21 protein-coding genes are annotated in these 22,759 nt (G+C 41.9%); 9 read left to right on the forward strand and 12 right to left on the reverse strand.

Annotated features, from left to right (window positions below; all coding sequences use genetic code 11):
* Window positions 1–33: 33 nt before the first annotated feature.
* Window positions 34–1,629 (reverse strand): cytochrome c oxidase subunit I, encoded by a 1,596-nt coding sequence (gene ctaD / locus MJ595_RS05110; protein WP_263081400.1) that lies wholly within the window; start codon window positions 1,627–1,629, stop codon window positions 34–36.
* 11 nt (window positions 1,630–1,640) lie between these two features.
* Window positions 1,641–2,786 carry a cytochrome c oxidase subunit II gene (gene coxB, locus MJ595_RS05115; protein WP_263081401.1) on the reverse strand — a complete coding sequence of 382 codons (1,146 nt, stop codon included), beginning with the start codon at window positions 2,784–2,786 and terminating at the stop codon, window positions 1,641–1,643.
* A gap of 428 nt (window positions 2,787–3,214) precedes the next feature.
* On the opposite strand from coxB, the gene MJ595_RS05120 reads away from it, so the two are divergent.
* From MJ595_RS05120 to MJ595_RS05130, 3 genes are all read left to right on the forward strand, one after another.
* Window positions 3,215–4,624 (forward strand): hypothetical protein, encoded by a 1,410-nt coding sequence (locus MJ595_RS05120; protein ID WP_263081402.1) that lies wholly within the window; start codon window positions 3,215–3,217, stop codon window positions 4,622–4,624.
* Window positions 4,625–4,767: 143 nt separating this feature from the next.
* On the forward strand, window positions 4,768–5,580 hold the full coding sequence (gene pyrF, locus MJ595_RS05125; RefSeq protein ID WP_263081403.1) for an orotidine-5'-phosphate decarboxylase: 813 nt from the start codon (window positions 4,768–4,770) through the stop codon (window positions 5,578–5,580).
* A 209-nt stretch (window positions 5,581–5,789) separates the two neighbouring features.
* Window positions 5,790–6,323 carry a cytochrome b gene (locus MJ595_RS05130; protein ID WP_263081404.1) on the forward strand — a complete coding sequence of 178 codons (534 nt, stop codon included), beginning with the start codon at window positions 5,790–5,792 and terminating at the stop codon, window positions 6,321–6,323.
* Between the two features lie 66 nt (window positions 6,324–6,389).
* Here the strand turns inward: MJ595_RS05130 and MJ595_RS05135 are convergent, their stop codons facing one another.
* The 4 genes from MJ595_RS05135 to MJ595_RS05150 form a co-directional block, all read right to left on the reverse strand.
* On the reverse strand, window positions 6,390–7,448 hold the full coding sequence (locus MJ595_RS05135) for a Fic family protein (RefSeq protein WP_263081405.1): 1,059 nt from the start codon (window positions 7,446–7,448) through the stop codon (window positions 6,390–6,392).
* Window positions 7,449–7,722: 274 nt separating this feature from the next.
* Entirely contained in the window at window positions 7,723–9,090 is a 1,368-nt protein-coding gene (locus tag MJ595_RS05140) for a LysM peptidoglycan-binding domain-containing protein (protein ID WP_263081406.1), read from the reverse strand.
* Between the two features lie 68 nt (window positions 9,091–9,158).
* Complete coding sequence (gene truC / locus MJ595_RS05145) at window positions 9,159–9,923, reverse strand: tRNA pseudouridine(65) synthase TruC (protein WP_263081407.1); 765 nt, start codon at window positions 9,921–9,923, stop codon at window positions 9,159–9,161.
* Between the two features lie 77 nt (window positions 9,924–10,000).
* Window positions 10,001–11,182 carry a DUF3541 domain-containing protein gene (locus tag MJ595_RS05150; protein ID WP_263081408.1) on the reverse strand — a complete coding sequence of 394 codons (1,182 nt, stop codon included), beginning with the start codon at window positions 11,180–11,182 and terminating at the stop codon, window positions 10,001–10,003.
* Window positions 11,183–11,335: 153 nt separating this feature from the next.
* Here MJ595_RS05150 and rsmG point away from each other — a divergent pair, with 153 nt between their 5' ends.
* Genes rsmG through MJ595_RS05165 form a run of 3 tightly spaced genes read left to right on the forward strand, consistent with a single transcriptional unit; the run spans window position 11,336 to window position 13,685 of the window.
* The gene (gene rsmG / locus MJ595_RS05155) at window positions 11,336–11,977 is read left to right on the forward strand and encodes a 16S rRNA (guanine(527)-N(7))-methyltransferase RsmG (protein ID WP_263081409.1); all 642 of its coding nucleotides are present in this window, start codon (window positions 11,336–11,338) and stop codon (window positions 11,975–11,977) included.
* Between the two features lie 16 nt (window positions 11,978–11,993).
* A complete protein-coding gene (locus MJ595_RS05160) occupies window positions 11,994–12,791 on the forward strand; it encodes a ParA family protein (RefSeq protein WP_263081410.1) in 798 nt (265 codons plus the stop codon).
* 3 nt (window positions 12,792–12,794) lie between these two features.
* Window positions 12,795–13,685 carry a ParB/RepB/Spo0J family partition protein gene (locus MJ595_RS05165; RefSeq protein WP_263081411.1) on the forward strand — a complete coding sequence of 297 codons (891 nt, stop codon included), beginning with the start codon at window positions 12,795–12,797 and terminating at the stop codon, window positions 13,683–13,685.
* A gap of 25 nt (window positions 13,686–13,710) precedes the next feature.
* Here the strand turns inward: MJ595_RS05165 and MJ595_RS05170 are convergent, their stop codons facing one another.
* The 4 genes from MJ595_RS05170 to MJ595_RS05185 form a co-directional block, all read right to left on the reverse strand.
* The gene (locus MJ595_RS05170; protein WP_263081412.1) at window positions 13,711–14,727 is read right to left on the reverse strand and encodes a BPSS1780 family membrane protein; all 1,017 of its coding nucleotides are present in this window, start codon (window positions 14,725–14,727) and stop codon (window positions 13,711–13,713) included.
* A 714-nt stretch (window positions 14,728–15,441) separates the two neighbouring features.
* Entirely contained in the window at window positions 15,442–16,809 is a 1,368-nt protein-coding gene (locus MJ595_RS05175) for a transposase (RefSeq protein WP_263078002.1), read from the reverse strand.
* A 313-nt stretch (window positions 16,810–17,122) separates the two neighbouring features.
* Window positions 17,123–17,776, reverse strand: coding sequence for an IS630 family transposase (locus MJ595_RS05180; RefSeq protein ID WP_263322427.1), 654 nt, complete (start codon window positions 17,774–17,776; stop codon window positions 17,123–17,125).
* Window positions 17,698–18,171 carry a helix-turn-helix domain-containing protein gene (locus MJ595_RS05185; protein ID WP_263078037.1) on the reverse strand — a complete coding sequence of 158 codons (474 nt, stop codon included), beginning with the start codon at window positions 18,169–18,171 and terminating at the stop codon, window positions 17,698–17,700. Before MJ595_RS05185 ends, MJ595_RS05180 begins: the two co-directional genes overlap by 79 nt.
* A 132-nt stretch (window positions 18,172–18,303) precedes the next feature.
* Between MJ595_RS05185 and MJ595_RS05190 the strand changes: the two genes are divergently transcribed.
* Window positions 18,304–18,891 carry an alpha/beta hydrolase gene (locus tag MJ595_RS05190; RefSeq protein ID WP_263081413.1) on the forward strand — a complete coding sequence of 196 codons (588 nt, stop codon included), beginning with the start codon at window positions 18,304–18,306 and terminating at the stop codon, window positions 18,889–18,891.
* A 128-nt stretch (window positions 18,892–19,019) separates the two neighbouring features.
* Here MJ595_RS05190 and MJ595_RS05195 read toward each other — a convergent pair whose 3' ends face one another.
* A complete protein-coding gene (locus MJ595_RS05195) occupies window positions 19,020–20,087 on the reverse strand; it encodes an IS4 family transposase (protein WP_263079463.1) in 1,068 nt (355 codons plus the stop codon).
* 335 nt (window positions 20,088–20,422) lie between these two features.
* Complete coding sequence (locus MJ595_RS05200; protein WP_263081414.1) at window positions 20,423–20,575, reverse strand: hypothetical protein; 153 nt, start codon at window positions 20,573–20,575, stop codon at window positions 20,423–20,425.
* Window positions 20,576–20,912: 337 nt separating this feature from the next.
* On the opposite strand from MJ595_RS05200, the gene MJ595_RS05205 reads away from it, so the two are divergent.
* A complete protein-coding gene (locus MJ595_RS05205; RefSeq protein WP_263081415.1) occupies window positions 20,913–21,809 on the forward strand; it encodes a LysR substrate-binding domain-containing protein in 897 nt (298 codons plus the stop codon).
* Between the two features lie 497 nt (window positions 21,810–22,306).
* Window positions 22,307–22,753: a F0F1 ATP synthase subunit I gene (locus MJ595_RS05210; protein ID WP_263081416.1), complete on the forward strand. Its 447-nt coding sequence runs from the start codon at window positions 22,307–22,309 to the stop codon at window positions 22,751–22,753.
* The last annotated feature ends 6 nt before the right edge of the window (window positions 22,754–22,759 follow it).

The following is a 22,759-nucleotide window of genomic DNA, read 5'->3' on the forward strand; positions in this document are numbered from 1 at the left end:
ACAGCATTTTTTGTTATCCGGTAACCCGCCCGGTTACTTCACTTCCGGTGGTGTAGAAAATGTATGATAGGGTGCAGGAGAGGGCACACTCCATTCGAGTCCTTCTGCACCTTCCCAGGATTTAGCCTCACTCTTTTTGCCCCCTAAAATGCACTTGACCACAATAAACAGGAACAGTAACTGGGTCAGTCCAAACATAAATCCGCCAACACTGGAAATCTGGTTAAAGTCAGCAAACTGCAGGGCATAATCCGGTATCCGGCGCGGCATACCCGCTAGACCCACAAAGTGCATCGGGAAGAAAGTTAAGTTCATCCCGATAAATGACATCCAGAAATGCACTTTAGCCAGGGTTTCGTCATACATATGCCCGGTCCATTTGGGCAGCCAGTAGTAAGTACCGGCAAAAATGGCAAAGATCGCCCCGGGCACCAGAACATAATGGAAGTGGGCAACTACGAAATAGGTATCGTGGTACTGGAAATCAGCCGGGGCAATGGACAGCATCAGCCCCGAAAAACCACCCAGAGTAAATAGCACAACAAAGGCAATTGAGAATAACATGGGGGTTTCAAAGGTCATTGACCCCCTGAACATGGTTGTTACCCAGTTGAAGATTTTTACGCCAGTGGGCACTGCAATCAGCATGGTGGCATACATAAAGAACAGCTCGCCTACCAAAGGAATACCCACCGTAAACATATGGTGAACCCAGACAATAAACGACAAAAATGCAATACTGGCCGTGGCATAAACCATGGAGGTATAACCAAAGAGTGGCTTACGGGCAAACGCCGGAATAATGCAGGAAACAATGCCGAAGGAAGGCAGGATCATTATATAAACTTCAGGATGCCCGAAGAACCAGAATATATGCTGGAACAGAACCGGGTCACCACCACCTCCGGCATTAAAGAAGCTGGTACCAAAGTGAATATCCATCAGCATCATGGTGACAGCCCCCGCCAATACAGGCATGACGGCAATCAACAAATAAGCGGTAATAAGCCAGGTCCAGCAAAACAGCGGCATCTTCATCAGGGTCATGCCGGGGGCACGCATATTCAGGATGGTGGCAATAATATTAATCGCTCCCATAATGGAAGAGATACCCAGCATATGGATGGCAAAAATAAAATAGGTGGTTGAAGGGGGTGCATAATCGGTGGATAGCGGCGCATAAAAGGTCCAGCCAAAGTTAGGTCCACCTCCTTCCATAAAGAGCGTGCTCACCAGCATCAATGCCGCAAAGGGCAAAATCCAGAAACTCCAGTTATTCATTCTGGGCAGTGCCATGTCAGGAGCACCCACCATCAGAGGAATCATCCAGTTGGCCAATCCAACAAACGCCGGCATTACGGCTCCGAACACCATAATAAGGCCATGCATGGTGGTCATCTGGTTAAAAAACCCCGGATCCACAATATGCAACCCGGGCTGAAACAGTTCAGCCCGAATCACCATGGCCATGGCGCCTCCCACCAGGAACATGACAAAGCTGAACCACAGGTACATTGAGCCAATATCTTTATGATTGGTGGTATATACCCAGCGCATCAGTCCCTTGGCAGGGCCATGATGATGCTCATCGTGATTATCGTTATTCTGATCACCTGTCACAGCTGTCATAATTGCGCTCCTTACAGACCAGCCTTAAATTCACCTGTTTCCTTAAACTCAAGGATCTGTTTAGGTGTCACCATCTCCCCGGTGTTATTGCCCCAGGCATTTCTTTCATAGGTAATCACTGCCGCCAGGTCCACTTCACTTAACTGACCGGCAAATGCCTGCATGGCACTACCCTTTTTGCCGTTCATTACAATGGCTACATGCGCTCCAATCATGTCTTTTGACGTGACCATGGGAGTGCCTTTCAGAGATGGGAATACCGGTGGCATGCCTTGTCCACCCGGCATATGGCAAGCGGCACAAACTTTGTTATAAACCGGCTCACCTTTGGCCACCAATTCCTCAAGTGTCCAGTCCTTGCTGGTCAACTCCCTGATTTTCGCAGCTTCAGCTTTCTTCTCCGCCAACCAGGCCTGATAGTCTTCTTCTGTTCGGGCATCTACCACCACAGGCATATAGCCATGGTCTTTACCGCAAAGCTCTGCACACTGCCCCCTGTAAATTCCCGGCTCCTCGATGCGGGTCCATGCCTCATTTATAAATCCGGGAATGGCATCTCGTTTAACAGCAAGGTCTGGGACCCACCATGAGTGAATAACATCTGCCGCCGTCACCAGAAAACGAACTTTTTTACCTACCGGTATAACCAGTGGCTCATCAACTTCCAAAAGATACTCAGGGCTTTTAGCTCTCAGGTTATAAATTTGTTCTTTCGATGTATTGAGATTACTGAAGAATGAGACGTCCTCTCCCAGATATTCATACTGCCATTTCCACTGATAGCCGGTAATTTTGATATCGATATCCGCTTCATCCGTATCATAAATTTCAATCAGGGTTTTTGTGGCGGGAATAGCCATTAACACAAGAATTATGAAGGGAATCGCGGTCCAGGCCACTTCCGCTAACGTACTATCATGAAATTGGGCAGGCTTGGCTCCCCGGGATTTTCTATGGGCAAAAATAGAGTAAAACATGACTCCAAAGACAATAACCCCGATTGCAACGCAAATCAGAAATATGGTCATATGCAAGTCATAGATGGAGCGACTGATGGCCGTCACCCCTTCCGGCATATTGACTTCCCAGGCTGCCCTGGCATTGGCTGACAGCATCAGCCCCACAAGAAGAAACAGAGTTCGTGCTCGCTGCATCATTCCCTTACATCCCCTGATTTTCCGCCCAACAAGCGGAAACTTCTTATTATTATTAGGTAGACTCCAAGTCCTTCATTCAGAGGTTTTACCACAAAAAACGGTAGAAACTCCGTTATCTATACCACTAACCCTGATTACAACACTGGCTATACTTATACTCTATACATGTAACCTTATAATTCCAATAGATAAAGTTAATAGAAGCAAGAAAAAAATAAACTTATACTTAAAATATCAATGATATACTTGCCATCAAGGTATTAAACGACAAATACACATTATATAAAAATAGACAACAAGCTGTTTATAAACTAGTGTTTATAGTTCTTATTTTTCACCGCCATTCTTAAGAGTGCTTCAACACTCTTTATCTTATCTGACTTATTTTCTTTACTTACATCCTTATTAAAAGTATTTTGGATCTCAAAATGACTTCGTTTTTTCGCACTTTATTAACCTTATCATTTTTAATCCATATATGTGGAGCTATAGCCCATATTGATAACAATAAAACCAGCCACCTAAGCAGGCAGCCAACCCATGTTTTACAGAGTAGTATTCACAAAGATCACATTAGAGGAACAGCACAATATGTCAGAAAAAGTATTATCAGAACAACAGAGGAAGAAAAAAGAACAGAAAATCATTTACCAGAAGCTCCTGATAAGAGCAGTGTAGCTTTACCTGAAGAGTTTAATTCCCACGCAACGGTACCAAAACAAGTACCCCTTATTAGCCCCTATAAAGCAATATTACCAGAACTGGATTCTGCTAATTCCAGTGGACAATGTTCAGAGGCCTTCTTGAATAGGGATAAAGAAAAATATCAACAACTAACAAAAAAATGTGAAGCTTTTTTACACTCAGACCTCATAAAAAGCATCCGTGTACATGACCAGCATTGCAGCCACTGGTACTCCATCTCAATTTCAGAAGTAACTCATAACAGTTCTCTTGCAACAATATATACACTCAAAGGACATCCTTCTATAGAAACAGTCACAGCAATCAGCACAACACAGACTCTGGCAGGTACATCAAAAGAAAAAACAGGAATCTCTAAAACCTATAATTTCTTATCATTACAAAAATTAATATTCACTTTACATAATCAAACTAAAAGACAAGTAACTTTTGATATCAGAAAAAACAAAAGAATAGATCAAACGGTCTTGCTAATGGTATATAGCCCTAGGTATTTATCCAGAAATTTTTTCCCCCAACTCACTCAACCAAAATATAGGAAAGCGGATAAACAGGCCAGGGGCCAGAATAAATCAGCTCCTTCTACCCTGGATTTAGCGCTATATGAAGCAGAAGCACTCGTAGCAAATGGTCAATTGGTAAAATATACTCCATTATGCCAAAGCATAATGCTCAACCCTTTATCCCCTGACTTGCTGGATGTTATCCTCGCTATGGATGAGCATGAAATAACGGAAGCCCAATTTTTCACCAATATCAATAGACATGCAAACAGATTCTATCCATTTGACTTCCAGACCTCATTCTATGAAGAGTCTATTTCATTCTGGGATAGCATCAGAACCCACTTCACTCCTGCACATTATTTTATTAGGCATAGAGAGGTCATAAATACGATAATAAAGCTAAGAGAAGACGCATTATCAGCAGTCCAATCAAGAAAACAGACATTTATACAAGAATCTAAAATTTTGGAAGACTCTATAAGCCCTTCGTTACAATTCACTATAGATAAAGTCACTGGTGAAGTCTCCACCATGGTTGTAGACACATTTGATAAATTCTCCTTTGCTATAACAGTAAAACACCATGAGTCTCACATATACCCTTACTCAATCACTACATTATTGTAACGGTAATCTTACATCTGAGTTCAGAAAGCAAGCTTATGCCAAAGCCTGGAAGACACAACAACACTTCCAACCATTCTGCTTTGGCAAAGAGATAATCACTGCTACACTACCGCGCCAGCAAAACCATAAGCTGAGGAGTCATCATGGGTTTTCTTGAGCAAATAGATAGAGCAATGGAAACAAACAACTCTCTGGTATGCGTGGGATTAGACCCCCTTCCAGAACGTTTTCCCATGGTACTAAAAAACCATCACCAGGCCATCTTTGAATTCAACAAAGCCATCATTGATGCAACTGCCGACCTGGTATGTGCCTATAAGCCCCAGGCTGCCCATTATCATGCTCAGGGCGCAGAGGATCAACTGGCTCTCACTATTGAGTATCTTCATACTAATTACCCTAATATCCCGGTAATACTGGATTCTAAACGAGGTGATATCGGTAGCACTGCAGATCAGTACGCCAAAGAAGCCTTTGAACGCTACAAGGCAGATGCAGTGACTGTTAACCCTTATATGGGCATCGATACCATTGAACCTTTCAGCCGCTATCAGGATAAAGGCGTTATTGTACTTTGCCGAACATCGAATCCGGGTGCTGGAGCCATACAAAATCTGAAAATAGAAGGACGTCCTCTCTATCAACTCCTAGCAGAAAAAGCGGTGCAGGAATGGAATGGCAACAATAATATTCTATTAGTTGTAGGAGCAACCAATCCGGATGAACTTGGCCATATCCGTCAATTAACCAATGAAATGACCTTCCTGGTACCCGGTCTTGGTGCCCAAGGCGGCAGTGTAGAAGCTACCGTAAGGAATGGCCTGAATAGTCAGGGTAAAGGAATGATTGTTAATTCATCCAGGGGAATTATTTATGCCGGTTCTGGTAACGACTTTGCCACCTCTGCAAGACAGGCAACCATTGAACTAAAAGATACTATCAATAAATTTCGTTAATCTATCCTGATTCATTACCTGTCAGCTAAGGTTTTATAAACCTTGGCTGACAAAATAGAGTTTATTATAAATATAAAAAATCTAACCTAATGAAAAAATAAATTTTCAAGCTATCCTACAGTTTTATATTGATTGAAAGGTCAGCCTGTATTTAAAGTAAATAGTACTTTAATGCAAAACCCATTAACAAATAAATCAGGATAAAACTTATGGACAACCAAAAATACCATATAACCATGCGGTTAATTCACTGGCTAATGGCGCTTATGCTATTAAGCCTTATCACTAGTGGTTGGTATATGACCCACCTGGAAGACAGTGTCAACTATAAATATGATATTTACCACTGGCATAAATCTTTTGGTGTCCTTGTACTCTTTTTATTAGTAGCCAGAATATTTTTTAGATGGGTTTATAAAGTGCCTCCTATACCTCATAGTCTTCCCCATCACGAAAAAAAATTAGCCAAAATTACACACTGGGTACTTTATCTCTTTATGTTTCTGGTTCCTGCCAGTGGGTACCTGATGTCCGGAGCAGCCCCTAACAGAAAGGTCCCATTTTTCGGGCTGACTATGCCTGATATTGTTGATAAAAATCGAGAACTCGCTGATATTCTGCACAGTGTGCATATTTGGATTCCCTATATTTTTCTTGGAATCATTACTCTACATGTGATAGGGGCACTGAAACACCGGTACTTTGACAAGCCTGAAAATGATGTATTCCGTCGTATACTCTAATATTAATGGGGAATAGTGTAAACCACGATTCCCCATTTAGTAATGAGATAATATGGATATTAAAGCTTAGCAGGTTGGCTCACGGGTTTTCTGCCACTGTGCCCCCCTTCCCCGTCCTTCTGCTATCAATAATCCCTCATCCCTGAATTGTTGGATCACTTTTTTCACCAGCTCCCGACTGACGGTTGGTAGTTGAATACAAATATCTGCCACTGAAAACAGACCTTCAGATTGTTCAATAGCCGTTCTGATTAACTGTGTTTTCGGAGCCCTGATTCCCTGCCGTCTCAGCGCACTAACCCGGTGTTCCCATTCCGAGTACGCCCCAATTAAAACATCCAGAAAAAACTCAATCCAGGGCATGGGATTATGAATACCCTGGTGCCAATTCCTGACACTTTCTTTCAGTGCTTCATTATAGGCATCTTCATGCTGTGCAAAAATACGTTCAATGCTTATAAACTGTCCCACCCGGTAGCCATTCAGCGATAGCATTAATAGCATTAACAATCGGCTAATACGGCCATTACCATCACTGAACGGGTGTATGCATAAAAAATCAAGAATCGCGGCACTGATTAGCAGTAGCGGATCGACTCCAGCTCTAAGCCCTTTGTGATATTGCCTGATAGTCTCACACATGGCCTGGTCAATATCTGCCGCTGGAATGGTACGATAGAGAGTACCGGTAATTATTCCTTTAGCATTCCGCTCGATAATATCCTTGTTAGTTGCTCGCCAACGTCCTCCTTCATGAAGTAAATGCCCATACAACATGGCATGCAGCTGTCCGACCAAGCCTACAGAAACCTCCATATGCTCTGCTGGATCTACCACTAAGTCCAATCCATCTGAATAACCTGCAACTTGTCTTTCCAATGGTGTCGTGGGCTTTGCCTCTTTGAGAACCAGCTTCCTCACCACATTCGGAGAAATAAAGACGCTATCAAGATGATTACTCCTCTCAACAGACTCCAGCCAGGCAACCTGCCTCAAGGTGTCAAGTATTTCAGGTTGTTGCCTGATAATCTGATGCTGTCGCCCTTTGAACTCACCCAGCTGCCTGAAGGTTCGTAAATGCTGTGCTTTAAAACGGTATTCTGACAATTTGATCAATGTCTTCATGATACCCCCATTATCAGATAATTATCGGGTACTAATTTATCAAACTAACCTATAAAAATCATTTAATAACCATAAAGTTAGAAGCTATATTTAGCCTTAAAAAATAAGATAAAAAATGTGTAATTCGTACGTTTTTTATACGATTTAGCGGTAATCTTACCTTATCCTCTTCAATTAGCAGAAAATAGATCAAAAAACGTACTCCATACAACCAAATCAAACACTCATCTCCTACAGAACTGTGTTAATTGATTCTGGGAGTGAGATACAGATATTAAAGAATCGAACCTGCAACCAGCTCTTGCAAATGAAAGGCTTTATCATTCTGCTTTTTTAGTTTAACAGTGGAAATTGTATTATAACTATAGGTTTTTATAACAGAAGCTTTAACTAACCTATCTTCTTTTATTAATTTTATTTTTTCCCTATCAGCAAAATCATTTAACACATTTATTTGCTTTTTAATTACAGGTATTTCAACTTGTTTTTCAACTTCGCTATTATAACCTGCCCAGTAATTTTCAGTTTCTTCCACATCTAAATCAAGAACCCTGGCAACTATGACAGGCTCTTTTTCCCTTTCAGGAATTTTCAAAACTGCAGAAACCTTAATTTTATTGATATTTTTCCCAATAAATGCATCTGGATTCACCCTGGCAATTTCTTTCATCAAATGTTTCCAGGACTTTATATCAGGATAATATTTTTTTAATTTCATTGCGATTGAACTAAGAGAGTCACCTGATTTTACAGTATAAAAGTCCAGATTAAAAATATCTTTATGGCTCTTATACCCCCCTAAACTTTGTACCACCTGTATTTTTTTATTTAGACTTTTCTTGTCAACAGGCACAGCATTTATTCTATGCTGCTTCTTACTCGCAACTGCTAGTTTAGGCTTTTTGATACCATGTAGCCGGGCAAATAACTTTCTGGAAGGCAAATTCCGCAAGTCTTTTCTTTGAAAAAAACCATGCTTCTTACTGGCTGGTTTTACCTTATGGCTATCATCACCAGCATAATTTTCTATGGGGCTTTTTGGAGGAGTGGGGTCAACCTTACCCGCTATTTTTTTGAGTTTTTGTTGACTTACTTCTTTAGCTGACATTTTTTGTTTTGAAATCAGTTCAACGGTTGACGGTCCAAATTTTTTTTCCACTCTTGATTTTGAAGCTAATAGCCTGTCTTTTTTCCAGGGTATAGACAACCTGTTAGCGGCCACAACCGGTGGTTGACTGGTTAAACGTATCTGCGGCAACAAAAAGTGGTATTTACCAAAAGACTTTCCTTCAGCTGAAAGCATCATCACCAATAAGTCAATATTCTGATCCATCATAGGCTCATTACTTTTGACTCGAATACTGGATTTACCTCGAAGATCCTTTTCTATAGAGGCTTGGAGGTCAGAAATATAGTACTTTCTATCTACTCTATGACGCATAAAATCGATTTTCGATGCCAGATCAACAATCACCGGACCTTTCATCATTTCTTCAGATTCAGCTATGTCAATCCTGGCTTCAAGAGGCTCATTGAGAGAGGACAAAACACGTATAGCCCCCATCTCATAAGCCAAACTGCCGGGCATAAAGCAGCCTATGATAAAAAAAACAGGCCATCTAGAAAGTTTTTTTAGCACCATTTACCCCAAGCACAGGTTTCATTGCGATTAAACGCCATGAATGCACTATCGGCACTTTTTTAGTGTACTCAAGTAACTGGCAACCACTTTTGTGGAATGCTTTCTTCCCAACAAAATTTTCTGATTATATTTGACATTGTTTGGTCCAAAGGTGCTACAAAACTGAGTCCTGAACCAGTAACCGGATGAGTCAATGACATTTCCACACAAGACAGTAATAAACGGCCAGCTGCCAGGTGCCTGGCAAAATAGCGATTATGCTTCCCCTTGCCATGCTTGGCATCACCAATAATTGGATGAGATATATGTTTCAGATGCCTGCGAATTTGGTGCTTTCGACCTGTTTCCGGTGTTAACTGAAGCAATGAATAGCGACTTGTTGGATAGCGATCTATACACACAGGCAATTCAATATCAGCCAGGCGCCTATAGTGGGTAATCGCATCCTGGGCAGGCTTATCTTTTTGCGCTTTTCTATCCGTTATTTTATCAAGTTGCTCTCTTAAAGCATGATCAATCAAACCTTTTTCATCTGTAACCCCTCGAACTATAGCCAGGTAGCTTTTTGATACGCTATGCTGCTGAAACTGCTCTCCGGCCAGTTTTGCCACCTCTGGAGACAAAGCAAATAATAGTACCCCTGAGGTGGGTTTATCTAATCTGTGTAGTGGGTAGACGCGCTGGCCAATCTGATCACGAACCATCTGCATAGCAAAGCGAGTTTCATGACGATCAATCATTGAGCGGTGAACCAATAGCCCTGAAGGTTTATTAATAGCAACAAGATATTCATCCTGGTAAATGATAGGCAGTTGTTCTGGAAGTGGGTTCATTATTTAGCAGCAAAACGTAGTATTTTATAAATTAAATAAAGCAAAGTCACTGTATAAACATACATTCGCCCCTTTTTTTATTCCGGCTCAACCACAGAAGGGAGCTTTTCTGAAAAAGCTTTTATTTTATTAAAGTAAGGCCCGGAATGATAAATATTATTCCAACCCAGCAAAATAATAGATAATGTATTTCTAATCTGAGCCATATCAAAATCGATATTGCCGTCTAATGCTTGAACCATTTTCTGCGAGGGGCTATAGGCTGATAATATAGCTTTCTTTGTTTTTTCAACGGCAGGCACAGACTGCTTTCCCATCAAAAGAAAGCTAATTCCAACTTCAGCAATAATTACCGATTCTACACGGGTAATAATTTCATCAATATTCTTTTCAAAATAATCAGTAATCCACTCAAGACTTTGATCACTCACAGGCTCTTGGAAATTACCACTTGCTGCAATAACTAAATGAGCCATGCTGGTGATTTTTGTCATATATTGCTGGTCACTTAAAAGCACATCCTTATTATCAGGAAAAACTTTCTTAAAGGAGTTGGTAAATATCTCTCTATAGTCACCGAGGTCAATATCTTTTAGCCAATACACCTGATAGGCTTGACGAGAAGCCCAGGCTCTTATCATATCAGGGTTAGTAAAACCTGGTTCAAAGTCAAAAGCTGATATTTTTTGTATTATTTTTTCATTATCATTTTTTAATTGCATGCCAAACTCACTAACCCTGTGTAACTCCGGTAATAATAAATTTGCATAAAATATATGGTCATTAAACCATCTTGCCGTTTCACTTCTAAGTGCACGACAGACTTTATTGACACCCAAAAAACAAGATCCATCATCAATCTCTCTTTTTATTCTCTGGGTTCTATAGGTTGCGCAATAGACTCCTCTACTCAGTTCACTTAACCGGTCAGCAGATATATACAACTCATGCAAAATCGCATTAAGATAACTTTTATCACCGGTTGTTCGGTACATTTTTACAGCATATTCACCATCTTTCCTGAAAGAAAATCTGTAGGATAAATTATTTAAATTTTCCCTGATCTGCTCAGATACCACCTCAGGGGCAATATTTTTTGGATTTAGGTCATCAGCAGCCAGTTTGGAGGTCGCAGGTTGATTTTGAACAGCACCTCCCATAACCAATGATGACTGATATATAAATACGACAACAATAAATAATCTAAATAGTAGCATTATATTTACTTTTAAAAAGTGACTATCAATCAGGGCAATCATAGTTTTTTTACACATAACCGCCACTCAAGTATTCAGATATTAAAATAGTTACAAGAGCTGGTTGCAGATAGACTAGACAAGATGACTCATAACTCGACTCACTAAAACGATTGCAATACACTGCTTATCTTTTAACACTTGGAATAGCTGTACATGTCAAACGACCTTCTTGTGGAGCAGATTTACAACGGTGCCAATGAACTGTCTCTGCCACTCACTGAAATCCAAGCAAGGTCTCTGGGCCAATACGTCGAACTTCTGGCCAAGTGGAATAAAGCCTATAACTTAACAGCAGTTCGTGAACCTGATCAGATGGTATCCCGCCATATTCTTGATAGCCTTAGCATTGTCCCTTACATCAAGGGAGATAATATCCTGGATGTGGGTTCTGGCCCTGGATTACCCGGTATACCTCTAGCTATCATGTATCCTGAAAAGCGTATTACGACCCTTGACAGTAATGGCAAAAAAACCCGCTTTATGACCCAGGCAAAGATAGAAATGGGCTTAAAAAACCTCACTGTGGTGAATACCCGGGTTGAATCCTATCAACCAGACCATCTCTTCGATGGTATAACATCCCGGGCTTTTAGCTCACTATCTGATATGGTAGAAGGAACAAAACACCTATTAGCTGACTCAGGTGTTTATCTGGCGATGAAAGGGCTATATCCTGAAGAAGAGCTTAGCGAGCTGACGCAACAATTCAGCTGTGAACTGGTAGAGTCTATATCTCTTAACGTTCCAGGCAGTGATGGAGAACGTCATCTCGTGATTCTGCGAAACAAGTATTAAACGGTGGCAGAAGATTGTGGGAAAAATTCTTGCGATAACCAATCAAAAAGGGGGAGTGGGCAAGACTACTTCCTGCGTTAACCTGGCAGCCTCCCTGGCTGCCTCCGGCAGCCGGGTTCTGCTGGTAGACCTGGATCCACAAGGTAATGCCACCATGGGCAGTGGCGTCAATAAACATGACCTGAAATTTTCGGTTTACCATGTTCTAACCGGGCGCTGCGAAGTAGAAAGCGCCCTATGCCAGCCCACTGACTCAGGCTTTGACGTGCTGCCAGCCAATGCAGATTTAACGGCAGCTGAAGTAGAACTGGTGAAAAAAAAGAATAAAGAGTCCAGGCTAAAAATGGCTTTGGAAAAAATACTGGATCAGTATGACTTCATTCTCATTGACTGCCCTCCCTCCCTTAATATGTTAACAGTCAATGCCATGGTGGCCGCACGAGGGGTAATTATCCCCATGCAATGCGAATACTATGCCTTGGAAGGGCTAACATCACTCATGGATACCATCTCGGGAATAAGGAAAACCATTAATCCTGACCTGCATATTGAAGGCCTGCTGCGAACCATGTATGACCCCAGAACGAGTTTGACAACAGAGGTTTCAAGGCAATTAATCAGCCACTTTGGTGACCAGGTATATAAAACAGTGATTCCCAGAAATATCCGGTTGGCAGAGGCTCCCAGCCACGGCAAGCCCGTTATCACCTACGACAAAAACTCCCGTGGGGCCATTGCCTATTTAGCCTTGGCTGGAGAACTTCTTCGTAAGCAGGATTCCAGCAAAACAGTTAAGAAAACAGGAACCCGGTAACCCATGGCGAAACAACGTTTAGGCACCAATCTGAATGCATTGTTGGGCAGTGCTAATCTGGATGCCTCAACCCCGGAGCATCTTTCAACAGACTCATCAGCTCTTCCTGAACGCTCTGTCGAGCTTTTGGACTTGCCTGTAGAGTTCATTACCAGGGGCAAATACCAGCCACGAAGAGATATGCACCCTGATGCTCTTGAGGAGCTTGCAGAAAGCATTAAGGCGCAAGGTGTAATGCAACCCATTGTTGTTCGCCCCGTTACAGAGAATCGCTATGAAATTATTGCAGGTGAACGACGCTGGCGAGCAGCCCAGATTGCCGGATTGGCAGATATCCCGGCATTGATTCGCGAAGTTCCCGACGAAGCTGCCGTGGCAATGGCCTTGATTGAAAATATTCAGCGGGAAGACCTGAATCCGATAGAGGAAGCTATTGCCCTCTCGCGATTACAAAAGGAATTTGAACTAACCCAGCAGGAAGTCGCCCAGGCTGTTGGAAAATCCAGAACCGCCGTTACCAATCTCCTGAGGCTTATGTCCCTCGGATCTGAAGTGAAGAAAATGCTGGAGTACGGTGACCTGGAAATGGGACATGCCAGAGCACTGCTTACTCTTTCAGAAAAAGATCAACTGGACATCGCGCGAACTATTGTTGCCAAGGGACTATCTGTCAGGCAGGCAGAAGCATTGGTTAGACGCCTTCAACAGCAGAGCCAGAAAAGCAATAAAAATAAAAAACGGATTGATCCTGATATTAAACGGCTTGAGGAAGATTTGGCCGAACGTATAGGAGCCAAGGTAGCGATACAATGCAATGCCAAAGGCAAAGGCAAGCTGGTTATCTCCTACAACAGTCTTGATGAACTGGATGGTGTTTTAGAACATATAAAATAAAACAGGTGAGGTGTATAAACTCACCTCACTCACTTTTCAGGAATATATCTCGATAAGCCACATAGCTTCCAGCAATAATAACTGGTACGGCCACTAATAAACCAACACCTAAGAGTAAAGTACCAATAATAGCAATAAAAATTGCCAGGATATTAAACACTGTTAATGGAATGATATTTTTAAGGCTACCACTAAAGCTCATTTTTATTGCTTCAATAACAGGCACCTCATTAATTACGATAAGCGGCCCTGCAAAGAAATACCCCATCATAAGCAGGAGAAAAACTACGGATAATAAAATACCAGGTATCAGAGCACCTGCCCCTGAAGCGGCTCCCATGAATGTGATAAAGAACCCGCCAACCATGACTACAGACATGACTATACATAAACCAATTAAGGGCAATGATTTTTTTAATGCCTTAAATGTATCACCGACTTTTAAATCATTACCATTATCTTGCTGATAAGCACCGTACATCAGCCCTGGATACATTGCCAACCCCAGAATCATTCCTGCTACCTGACCAATAATAGGAATAATATTGACAACAACTGACACAATAATCCAGGCTAGCAGAGCCAAAATCCAGCTAACCGGATTTTGCTTGAAAAAATAAATCCCTTCTTTAATCCATTTTAAACCATTTCCTGCCTTTCCTGATTTCACCTCACTAACAGCATCATCACTATCATCTTCAAAATATATTTCATTAAGATCGTTATGTTTAAATGAATGATTAGCTTGAACAAACAGGGATTCTTTTTCAGAACCAGACTTTTTGCTTTCTTCTAAATCTACCTCCTCTCCATCAACACTTAATATAATGCATTCAAGACCCATTTTTTTAAGATTCTTTTTATAGCGAATGGCATCCGATTTACTGACACTCTTTTTTATCGTGACATTTTTTCCCGCATGAAAAATTTTATTAACCCTGTTTTTATCATTAATCTTAAAAAATTTGGAAAAATGTAATTTAGCTTGGTCGAGAGAAAAACCTGCTAGTGTTTTTCCCGTCAATTGCAGTGAATAATTCATATAACATTCCATGTAACAAAATAAGCCAATTGATAGCAGACAACCGTCATTTTTTCGACAGCCTTAGAAGGTTTTAAATAAATCTATAAGTAAAACTATAGTTTATAATAGAGCTGACAGTTACCCATGATAAATCTCTGACCAACGAATAAAAAACGCGCTCACAGCATTCAAGCTGGCTATAAAAACATCTGAAAAGAAGAATATCGTGAACCTGACCACAAACAAGCCACTCTGCACTAGCTATGTATGGTGCACTAAAGCACTATTTTGGGGCACCCCCTCTCTCAGTCTCAATGATTCGTTGACGTCTTAAGCCCGATAACCACTCAACAAAATAGTAAGCTGATCCATCTATTTAGACTGGCATCTTAATTGCATTACTCAAGTTAGTTTTTTTTGGCCACTATCACATAGCTGTCATCCTATGGGTTAATGGTTAGGATCAGAAAATGGCAGATTTTTTAAGGAAAATCGATACTGAAACAAAGCTGTCATAAAAAGTTCAACTTTACTCACTAATAATAAATAAAAAAGAAATGGAGCACCTAATGACATCTTGTCAGCTATTCCCGCATGATGAACGTCGATGATCGTTGGTATTGACAATAAGGCAGCAAAAATAATGAAGCCGATCAAAACTGAGCCGCCAATTAACAAAGCGGAGCTTTAAAGAAAAAATGTCACCCCTGAACGTAGCTACGATATGGCCGGTTATGATGTATCGAATGGAATCACCCTTTTCTCTTCAATACCATGAGTTACTGTGTAAAAAAGCCCCTCCCACGTTTTTATCAGCCAATGCAAAAAATAGCCCTGTATCCATTTCCATAATGCTATACGGACTCCTTTTGAGCGGGTTCTTAAAGCTTCCTGAAACTGGGGACAGCACAGTTCCTGTATTTGATCTACGAGAAAAGCAAGCATCGTCAGATAGGCCAGATTTGTGGCTAAGTGCTTCTCACCGTGACCGTAGTTATGTTCGAGATCGTAGCCTTGATTTTTCAGGGTGTTAAACGTCTGGTTCTCAATATGCCATCGGCAGCGCCCTCCTTTCATGACGGGTTCTATGGTTTCTTCGTTAAGCGGAATATCAGTCACCCAGCACCAGATATGCTGTTTACCTTTTTTATCGGTTTCGACAAAATCAAGCACATTAACCTGTTCTGCATATTTTGCCTTGTTCAGCCTGACGTCATTGGCATAGCGAAACCACCACTTAATTCCAGTCTCTTCATTAACTTTTTCAGCACGGTGAACTTTTCCTTCTTTATCCAGCTCATCCATCGCTTCAACCAGCGAGGCATGGTTGCCATCTTTCGCGACAATGATGTAATGCCAGCCATAACTCTTAATCAGTTGGACAGTGGGGTTGTCAGCATAAAGACTGTCCAGAAGAATAACGAACTTTAGACGTGGGTGATGCTCTCGTATGGTGGCAAACAACCGTTTAATGGCATTTTTTTCACAGTCATTTTTGGTCGAACCGTCCTGGCAAACTATGGCTTCCGGTGCCAATGGCAAGACTGTTTTTTGATCCGGGTGAGCAATGCATGCTGCCATTAACTGGTGGTAGTGAGCTTCGTTGGCCTTTCCCTTATTTTTAGTACAGCACTCCTGACAAGGTTTTTTATTATTGCAGGAGTAAAATAGCCCAGTTCCATCGATCGGGAGCAAGTAGTGATTTTTCAAGTTCCCGCAGTGAAATTCGAATGCCTTCAGTAATCCGCCCCTTTGGACGTTAGACAGCAATGTCTTAAAAGGCTTTTTGAACTCTACGGGATCTATTGGATCCAGGATTTCCCGCATACTGGTATCACAGGGAGCACGTTTTTTTATCTGATACAGGTGCTCAAGGTTATGCCTTACTTCTTGCTCTGTTTTATCACGCTCAAACGAGAGGAGCGATGGGTACTTGAGATGCATCATGGCAAAAGCGGACATGGAGGCATCATGTATTGTTATTTTTCTGGAATCCTTGTTTGGTCGGACATCTGGAATTTGCTCATAACTTTCAGAAATCGTAGTAATTAAACTGTTTGCACAAAGATGCTTACGACTTTTTTGGAATGGATAAGCCATGAGAGACAGCCATTGATAAAGTATCCCTATCAAAAGTAGACGTTATTTTGTGCGAAATCACTCCATTTGGAATTTACTGTAAGCCTTGCTGTTGCAGTGATTTAATTGATGTCACGGGAATAGCTGACATCTTGTCATATTGTATTTTTACCTGGATTATTTGCCCGGGGTTGGATCTGGAATACTGTTGCCCAGGAATTTAGAAAACAGGGGCACACTGTTACAGTGCTTGAACCATCAATTCCCGAGATATTTGGCGGAGGACTCTCTAGCGCCCAAGTTATAAGTAGTGTATAGATTGCTTTCGAATAATTTAACCATCCAGTCGGACAGTATTAGAAAATGAGATCATATACTCCTCTCCAAATGAAAAAAGCACCCGTTCAACTTCTTTTTCAAATTCCGCAAAGCTCTTGATTGACAAGAGGTTGAGCCATTCATACTTTATTTTCCTCCACAGGATTTCAATCAGGTTGAGCTCAGGTGAATATGTTGGCAGAAAGCAGACCAGCAATTTCTTTTCAATCATCCAGTCATCAATTCTGGCACAAAACTTTTTGCTGGTGTGAATGCTGGCATTATCCACCATAACTACCGTGTAACGATCATTTGAGCTGTATTTTTCATCTGCCATTTTCTCTGCAAAGTCATCAAAGGCCGCAATCACCGTATCGCTATTCACTGAACCCACAACAGGATAATGAAATAGCTCACAGCTTCGGTTCATAAACCCCAGTACGTTGATGCGTTTACTTTTGACTGATGGTATTCTGAGCTGCTTTCCTTTTTCCTGCCAACCGTATGGCACACAAGGTTCCTGGGTAAAGCCGGACTCATCAAAATAAAATAAATTGATTAACCCTTTGCTCTCGGCTTCCTGGGCATCTTTCAGAGCAGTTTTACAGTCATGGAATTGCTCTTCGTCCCGTTTATGTTTGCATGATTTACGGAGTCTTTTGTAAACCAGCCCTGCTTTTTTACAATGTTTGCCAGAGTAATTTTTGATGAAGATTTACCGGTTTCATCCTCGATCTTGGATTTGACATACGATAAGCGACGAGGCTCTTCAGCCACTAATTCTTTTATGCGTTGCACTTCGGATTCGTCATATATGCACGGCCTACCGCCACCATGCCCCTTGTACAAGGCACGAATACCATATTCTTCCCAATCATCAATCCACTGAGAAGCAGTTTGATATCTAATTTCAAGTATTTCGGCAATTTGCTCAAGGGTAAAGCCACGATTGCTCAATAAAAGGCTATGGGCTCTTTCCCTTATACATCTCAGAGGTCCGTAGTGTTTGGCGAATTTCAAAGTTAATAAAACAGCTTCATCAGTGATTGTAGTGACGTACTTCATAGGGAGAGGGATTTAAAGACCAGTACTCTCTTTATAATAGAGTAAATGTATCATTCAATAGCTATCTGATCGTTAGATCAAGAAGTAGATTTCTCGTACTGGCCGAACATCCAGTTTATTTGAAACCAAACTATGACCTACTTACTACAGGACTGCCTCTATCGAAAATCCGGTATCAGACCTGTGGTGTTAGTCGGTAACTCCATGAGCGGCCTGATTGCTCTTGATTTTGCCAGTAACTTCCCAGAAGCCGTTGATGGTTTGATTATGAGTGGTTCACCAGGACTTGTTGAATTAAACGCCGGTGTTTCACTCAATAGTTTAAGAAAGGGATCAATGGAAACCGCTCAAAGTCTTGGCAACAGGGTCTTTTATGATATAGAGAAAGTTCCCCCAAGAGGCATTGAAGATATCCAGAAAATCTGCTCTCAGCCTGAAAATATGAAAGCGATGATCAAATGGCTCAATATCAGCAGAAAGTATGATATTGAATCAGCTGCTGCACAACTGGAATGCCCTGTTCAACTTATTTGGGGGGATCATGATCTGATTACCCCAGGGAAGGAATGGTCCGAATTTGCAGAAAAAAATAGCGGAATAACCTATAACGAAGTAGCTTTCTGTGGACATAGCCCCATGCTGGAAAGGCCTTTTGAGTTTATAGAACTTATGTCGTTTTATATAAATTCCATACAACAACCACTAATCCAAACAGCCTAGGATTCTATTCTGGAATAGTACCAGTAGCGAAAGTCTCAGAATAAGGAAGCAATAATGAAAATTATAAAAATAATCGCCACTTGTCTTACAGTAGCTACAACGTCACTCACTTTTGCTATGGGTGGAACCTATGTACGGGACAAAACTTTAAGTAAAATCTGAAAATCAATCTGATCACTTTTTGAACATCCATTCTTCAAAACTCTTCGGAGCATATCCAACCCCAGTCGGAACAGGCTTTTGGCTGGTCGCCAGTGCTTATTGAGAGGCAGCCCTTCCGCTTCCCCGTATTTCCAATGCCCTGCTATCAGACACCAGGCAAATGCCAGTGCAAGAACCCCCATCAGCTTATCCATACGGTCAAGCTCAGTCATATGAGTCGATTCAAGGTCAAATCCCCTGCTTTTAAGGCAGCCAAACAGAGTCTCAATAGACCAGCGCTTATAATAGTCTTCGATCATAGTTTCAGGTTTCTTCGTTGCCACTACAATCAAAAGACCTTTTATCGTGCGTCTGGCAGCGATATATAAACAGACACCAGATACTTTACGCTTGGTGAACCAAGTTTCTGTCTGATTGAGTTTTACATTCCTGAATAGTTGTTTGGCATTAATGTCTTTACCACAGCTACCAAGAACAGGAGTGTCTTCCTTTATTCGAAGCCGACAGATAATGCCTTGCTCATCCAGCCACTTAAACCAATCACGGCCAACAAACTCCCGGTCGGCGAGCAGTTCATCAATCTTGTCTGCCGGGATCAACGCCAGCACTCTCTTCATGATGGCTATGCGCTCGGCGGTATTAGAGTTGCCGCCTGACTTATCCAGACATACCCAGGCGATAGGAATGGCAGCACCCTGCCAGGCAATTGAAACCACCAGATAGTTGACGTGATGAGAGCCAAATTTCCAGTTAGTTCTATCCATGCAGAGTGTGTAGGTGGTGAGACTCAGCCAATGTAAAATCAACCGTCCGAGCTGCTCATAGCAATATGTGTAGCCTGAAAAAAATCGTTTTATGCGCCGATAGCTGGAGTCTTCCAGCGCTTTGCTCTGGAACTCTTCTGCCACACGGCAAAGGTTGCAGGAGCGTGCCCTTATGAGAGCAAGTATGAACTGGGCAAGAAATATAATCCGGGCTTGATGCCAGGGGAGATGAGCTTTAAGCTCTTGGGCTAATGAGCTGACGTCTTCCATGTACGACTACGGTAACTGTACGGAGGTTAGAGACCATACAGGTTACTCTACATGGGCGTCAGCTCATACCCCTTGGTTTTTCTAGCTTTCCTGATTTTTGTCCCGTACACAGGGGTGGAACCCCATCTGCGGTCTGTTATGTCAATGGAAAACTAGTCTCTACCAACATGCCTGTCAGTCACTGCCAGTATCAACTGAAGGGAGATCCCAGTATGGATATATCAACTGAGAAAGCAAAGAAGAAAAAAGAAGAAATTAATAAGTAAAAAAAAGACTGCACATATGTGCAGTCTAATGCGTCTTCTGCGGTAACATCAGGTACAGAAAATTCGGTCTTACTTCAAGTGTTTGTCTGCTTCACGGAAGAAGAGTGCCATATCATTCCAGGGTGTAGACTTCCTGAGGATACGCTTGCAGTTTAGTACAGTCTCAAAATTACGGGACTGCTTCTTCAGTTCTATCCAATTATTGATTGAAGAATTTTTCATTACCTGCTCCTCAAAGCGTCCTGAAGAATCAGGGGTATCTAAAGAATAAAATCAGTATATGGTGACTATTGACCAGTGAATAATCAATAAAATTTTGGCATCCCATCAACCCTGCTTATGACTTCTGGCAATTGATGCAGTATTAATGCTCACATGTACTTTTGTCCATTCTGGAATAAAGTAAACTTTCTTCCCGGATATCACAGTACTCCCCTTCTCTTTGTGCTGGATATAACACATAGCCTGCATGCCTGACCATACACCAGACAAACAGAGTACTAGACTGGGGGAGTTATACAGCAAACCTGCACAAGCGAAATTTAACGGAGTACGCCCCATGCATATCACTTTGCGCCAGCTTGAAATATTCAGAGCTGTCGCCCAGAGTGGTCGGGTTACAGCTGCCGCTGAAGCCCTTCATATTTCCCAGCCTGCTGCCAGCATGGCGCTATCGGAACTGGAGAAGCACTTGGGTCCACTTTTTGATCGGCACCAGGGGGCGTGTTTAAGTCTAAATGATTCTGGTCGTGCTTTACTATCAAAAGCCTGTGAAATGATGGATCGTGCCCTTGAGATTGAGCAGCAATTTTCACGGGATGCCTGCTACCAGGAAGGCTCATTAATCATTAACTCCAGCTCAACCGTTGGCAATAACCTGATGCCCGCCATCATTGGTGAATTTACTGATATTAACCCGGGAATAAGTGTAGACCTGAAAGTAGACAACACTCGTCAGATAGAACAGCGATTACTAGGCTTTGAAATTGATATGGCTGTGGTTGAAGGTATTTGTCTACACCCTGATATTGAAGTGAAAACATGGCGGAGTGATGAACTGGTTATCGTTTGCCATCCATCACACCCTCTTGCGAATAAAGATGATGTCAGCCTGAACGAACTGGCAGATGATCCCTGGTTGTTGAGAGAGTCTGGATCAGGTACCCGGGAAGTATTCGATGAAGTTATCGCTACCCGGTTAGGTGAACCCAAAGTGAAAATGGTATTAAACCGCGCCGAAGCCATCAAACAGGCTGCTGCTGATGGCCAGGGCATCGCCTGTCTTTCCCGTCTGGCCGTATGGCGAGCTTTGCGCAAAAATGACCTGGCCACTATCAACGTGAAAGACCTGGCTCTAAAACGACACTTCTATCTAATTATGCATAAACATAAATACCGTAGTGGTGTAATAAAAAAATTCTCGGAATTTATCTTAAGTTATAAAAACCATAGATAACTGGTATTAGTGAATGGCCTCTGCTGTATAATCGGGGGTCGTTATATTTATTAACTTCTGCGATACCTTATGCTGCGGCAATTGGTAATTCCAAGGGATATTGGTAATAAAGTTCCTATTAAGTCAACAACCATGGGTGTTTAGTTATTTTCACCAGTAAAATTAGGTGATTAACACCTCAACAACCGGTTGATTTATAGGTATTACTACTAATATACTGACGCGCACCAGGGAGTCGAAATAAAGTTAATAAATAGCTCTTTGTGTGTTTCTTTATTGAACGATTGTATTGTTGACTCTTTTACGTACAATCGCGACTCCCTCGTATATGATTCCAGGTTTTTACATACGGCCAGCAATGGATGTGTGTAAGAGTTACAGTAGCCTTGTACATTTCAGGGTCTAGCTGATTTAGCAGGACTGGGTCAGCACCAGACCTGCTTGACTGGTGTAATCGTACAAGAGCAGAATGGTTGGCAACGATAAACAGCGAACATATGTCCGAAGTTAAATTCTGGCAATTCAGCAAGAAGTACCTGCAGCAACAGGCCGGATTCTATGAAAGTAGAGGGCAACACCCTCACCTTCGCAAACCGGCTATGCACAGAGTGTCAGTTGCACAGTTTGTCTTAACACTACTTCTGTCTCTGATACTTTTACCTGTTAGTATCAATACTGCTGTGTCCGCCTTTATGGGGGGGCTTTGCTGTAGCATTCCGAATGCCTTTCTGATCTGGAGGGCATTTCGTTACAGGGGTGCCAGTGCTGCGAAGCAAATCGCAAGCTCTTTTTACCAGGGAGAAGCTGGCAAGTTTGTTTTAACCATCATCGCATTCGTGTTGGTTTTCACACTGGTAAAGCCGATTGAGCCACTAGCACTCTTTGGTGCTTTTGCAGTGGTTCAATCGATTAACTGGTTAACGCCTTTGCTGATAAAAAACTGATGGTGT

Source organism: Endozoicomonas sp. Mp262, assembly GCF_025643335.1.
In the GTDB taxonomy this organism is placed as follows: domain Bacteria; phylum Pseudomonadota; class Gammaproteobacteria; order Pseudomonadales; family Endozoicomonadaceae; genus Endonucleibacter.

Excerpts from the sequence above, each read along its gene's own strand:
- MJ595_RS05165 (WP_263081411.1), top strand. The coding sequence starts at position 12,795 with ATGGCGAAACAACGTTTAGGCACCAATCTGAATGCATTGTTGGGCAGT.
- MJ595_RS05135 (WP_263081405.1), bottom strand. The coding sequence starts at position 7,448 with ATGAAGACATTGATCAAATTGTCAGAATACCGTTTTAAAGCACAGCAT.
- MJ595_RS05170 (WP_263081412.1), bottom strand. The coding sequence starts at position 14,727 with ATGAATTATTCACTGCAATTGACGGGAAAAACACTAGCAGGTTTTTCT.
- truC (WP_263081407.1), bottom strand. The coding sequence starts at position 9,923 with ATGAACCCACTTCCAGAACAACTGCCTATCATTTACCAGGATGAATAT.
- MJ595_RS05120 (WP_263081402.1), top strand. The coding sequence starts at position 3,215 with ATGACTTCGTTTTTTCGCACTTTATTAACCTTATCATTTTTAATCCAT.
- MJ595_RS05130 (WP_263081404.1), top strand. The coding sequence starts at position 5,790 with ATGGACAACCAAAAATACCATATAACCATGCGGTTAATTCACTGGCTA.
- MJ595_RS05210 (WP_263081416.1), top strand. The coding sequence starts at position 22,307 with ATGTCCGAAGTTAAATTCTGGCAATTCAGCAAGAAGTACCTGCAGCAA.
- ctaD (WP_263081400.1), bottom strand. The coding sequence starts at position 1,629 with ATGACAGCTGTGACAGGTGATCAGAATAACGATAATCACGATGAGCAT.
- MJ595_RS05195 (WP_263079463.1), bottom strand. The coding sequence starts at position 20,087 with ATGGAAGACGTCAGCTCATTAGCCCAAGAGCTTAAAGCTCATCTCCCC.
- MJ595_RS05200 (WP_263081414.1), bottom strand. The coding sequence starts at position 20,575 with ATGAAAAATTCTTCAATCAATAATTGGATAGAACTGAAGAAGCAGTCC.
- coxB (WP_263081401.1), bottom strand. The coding sequence starts at position 2,786 with ATGATGCAGCGAGCACGAACTCTGTTTCTTCTTGTGGGGCTGATGCTG.
- MJ595_RS05150 (WP_263081408.1), bottom strand. The coding sequence starts at position 11,182 with ATGATTGCCCTGATTGATAGTCACTTTTTAAAAGTAAATATAATGCTA.
- MJ595_RS05175 (WP_263078002.1), bottom strand. The coding sequence starts at position 16,809 with ATGGCTTATCCATTCCAAAAAAGTCGTAAGCATCTTTGTGCAAACAGT.
- pyrF (WP_263081403.1), top strand. The coding sequence starts at position 4,768 with ATGGGTTTTCTTGAGCAAATAGATAGAGCAATGGAAACAAACAACTCT.
- MJ595_RS05185 (WP_263078037.1), bottom strand. The coding sequence starts at position 18,171 with ATGAAGTACGTCACTACAATCACTGATGAAGCTGTTTTATTAACTTTG.
- MJ595_RS05140 (WP_263081406.1), bottom strand. The coding sequence starts at position 9,090 with ATGGTGCTAAAAAAACTTTCTAGATGGCCTGTTTTTTTTATCATAGGC.
- MJ595_RS05205 (WP_263081415.1), top strand. The coding sequence starts at position 20,913 with ATGCATATCACTTTGCGCCAGCTTGAAATATTCAGAGCTGTCGCCCAG.
- rsmG (WP_263081409.1), top strand. The coding sequence starts at position 11,336 with ATGTCAAACGACCTTCTTGTGGAGCAGATTTACAACGGTGCCAATGAA.
- MJ595_RS05190 (WP_263081413.1), top strand. The coding sequence starts at position 18,304 with ATGACCTACTTACTACAGGACTGCCTCTATCGAAAATCCGGTATCAGA.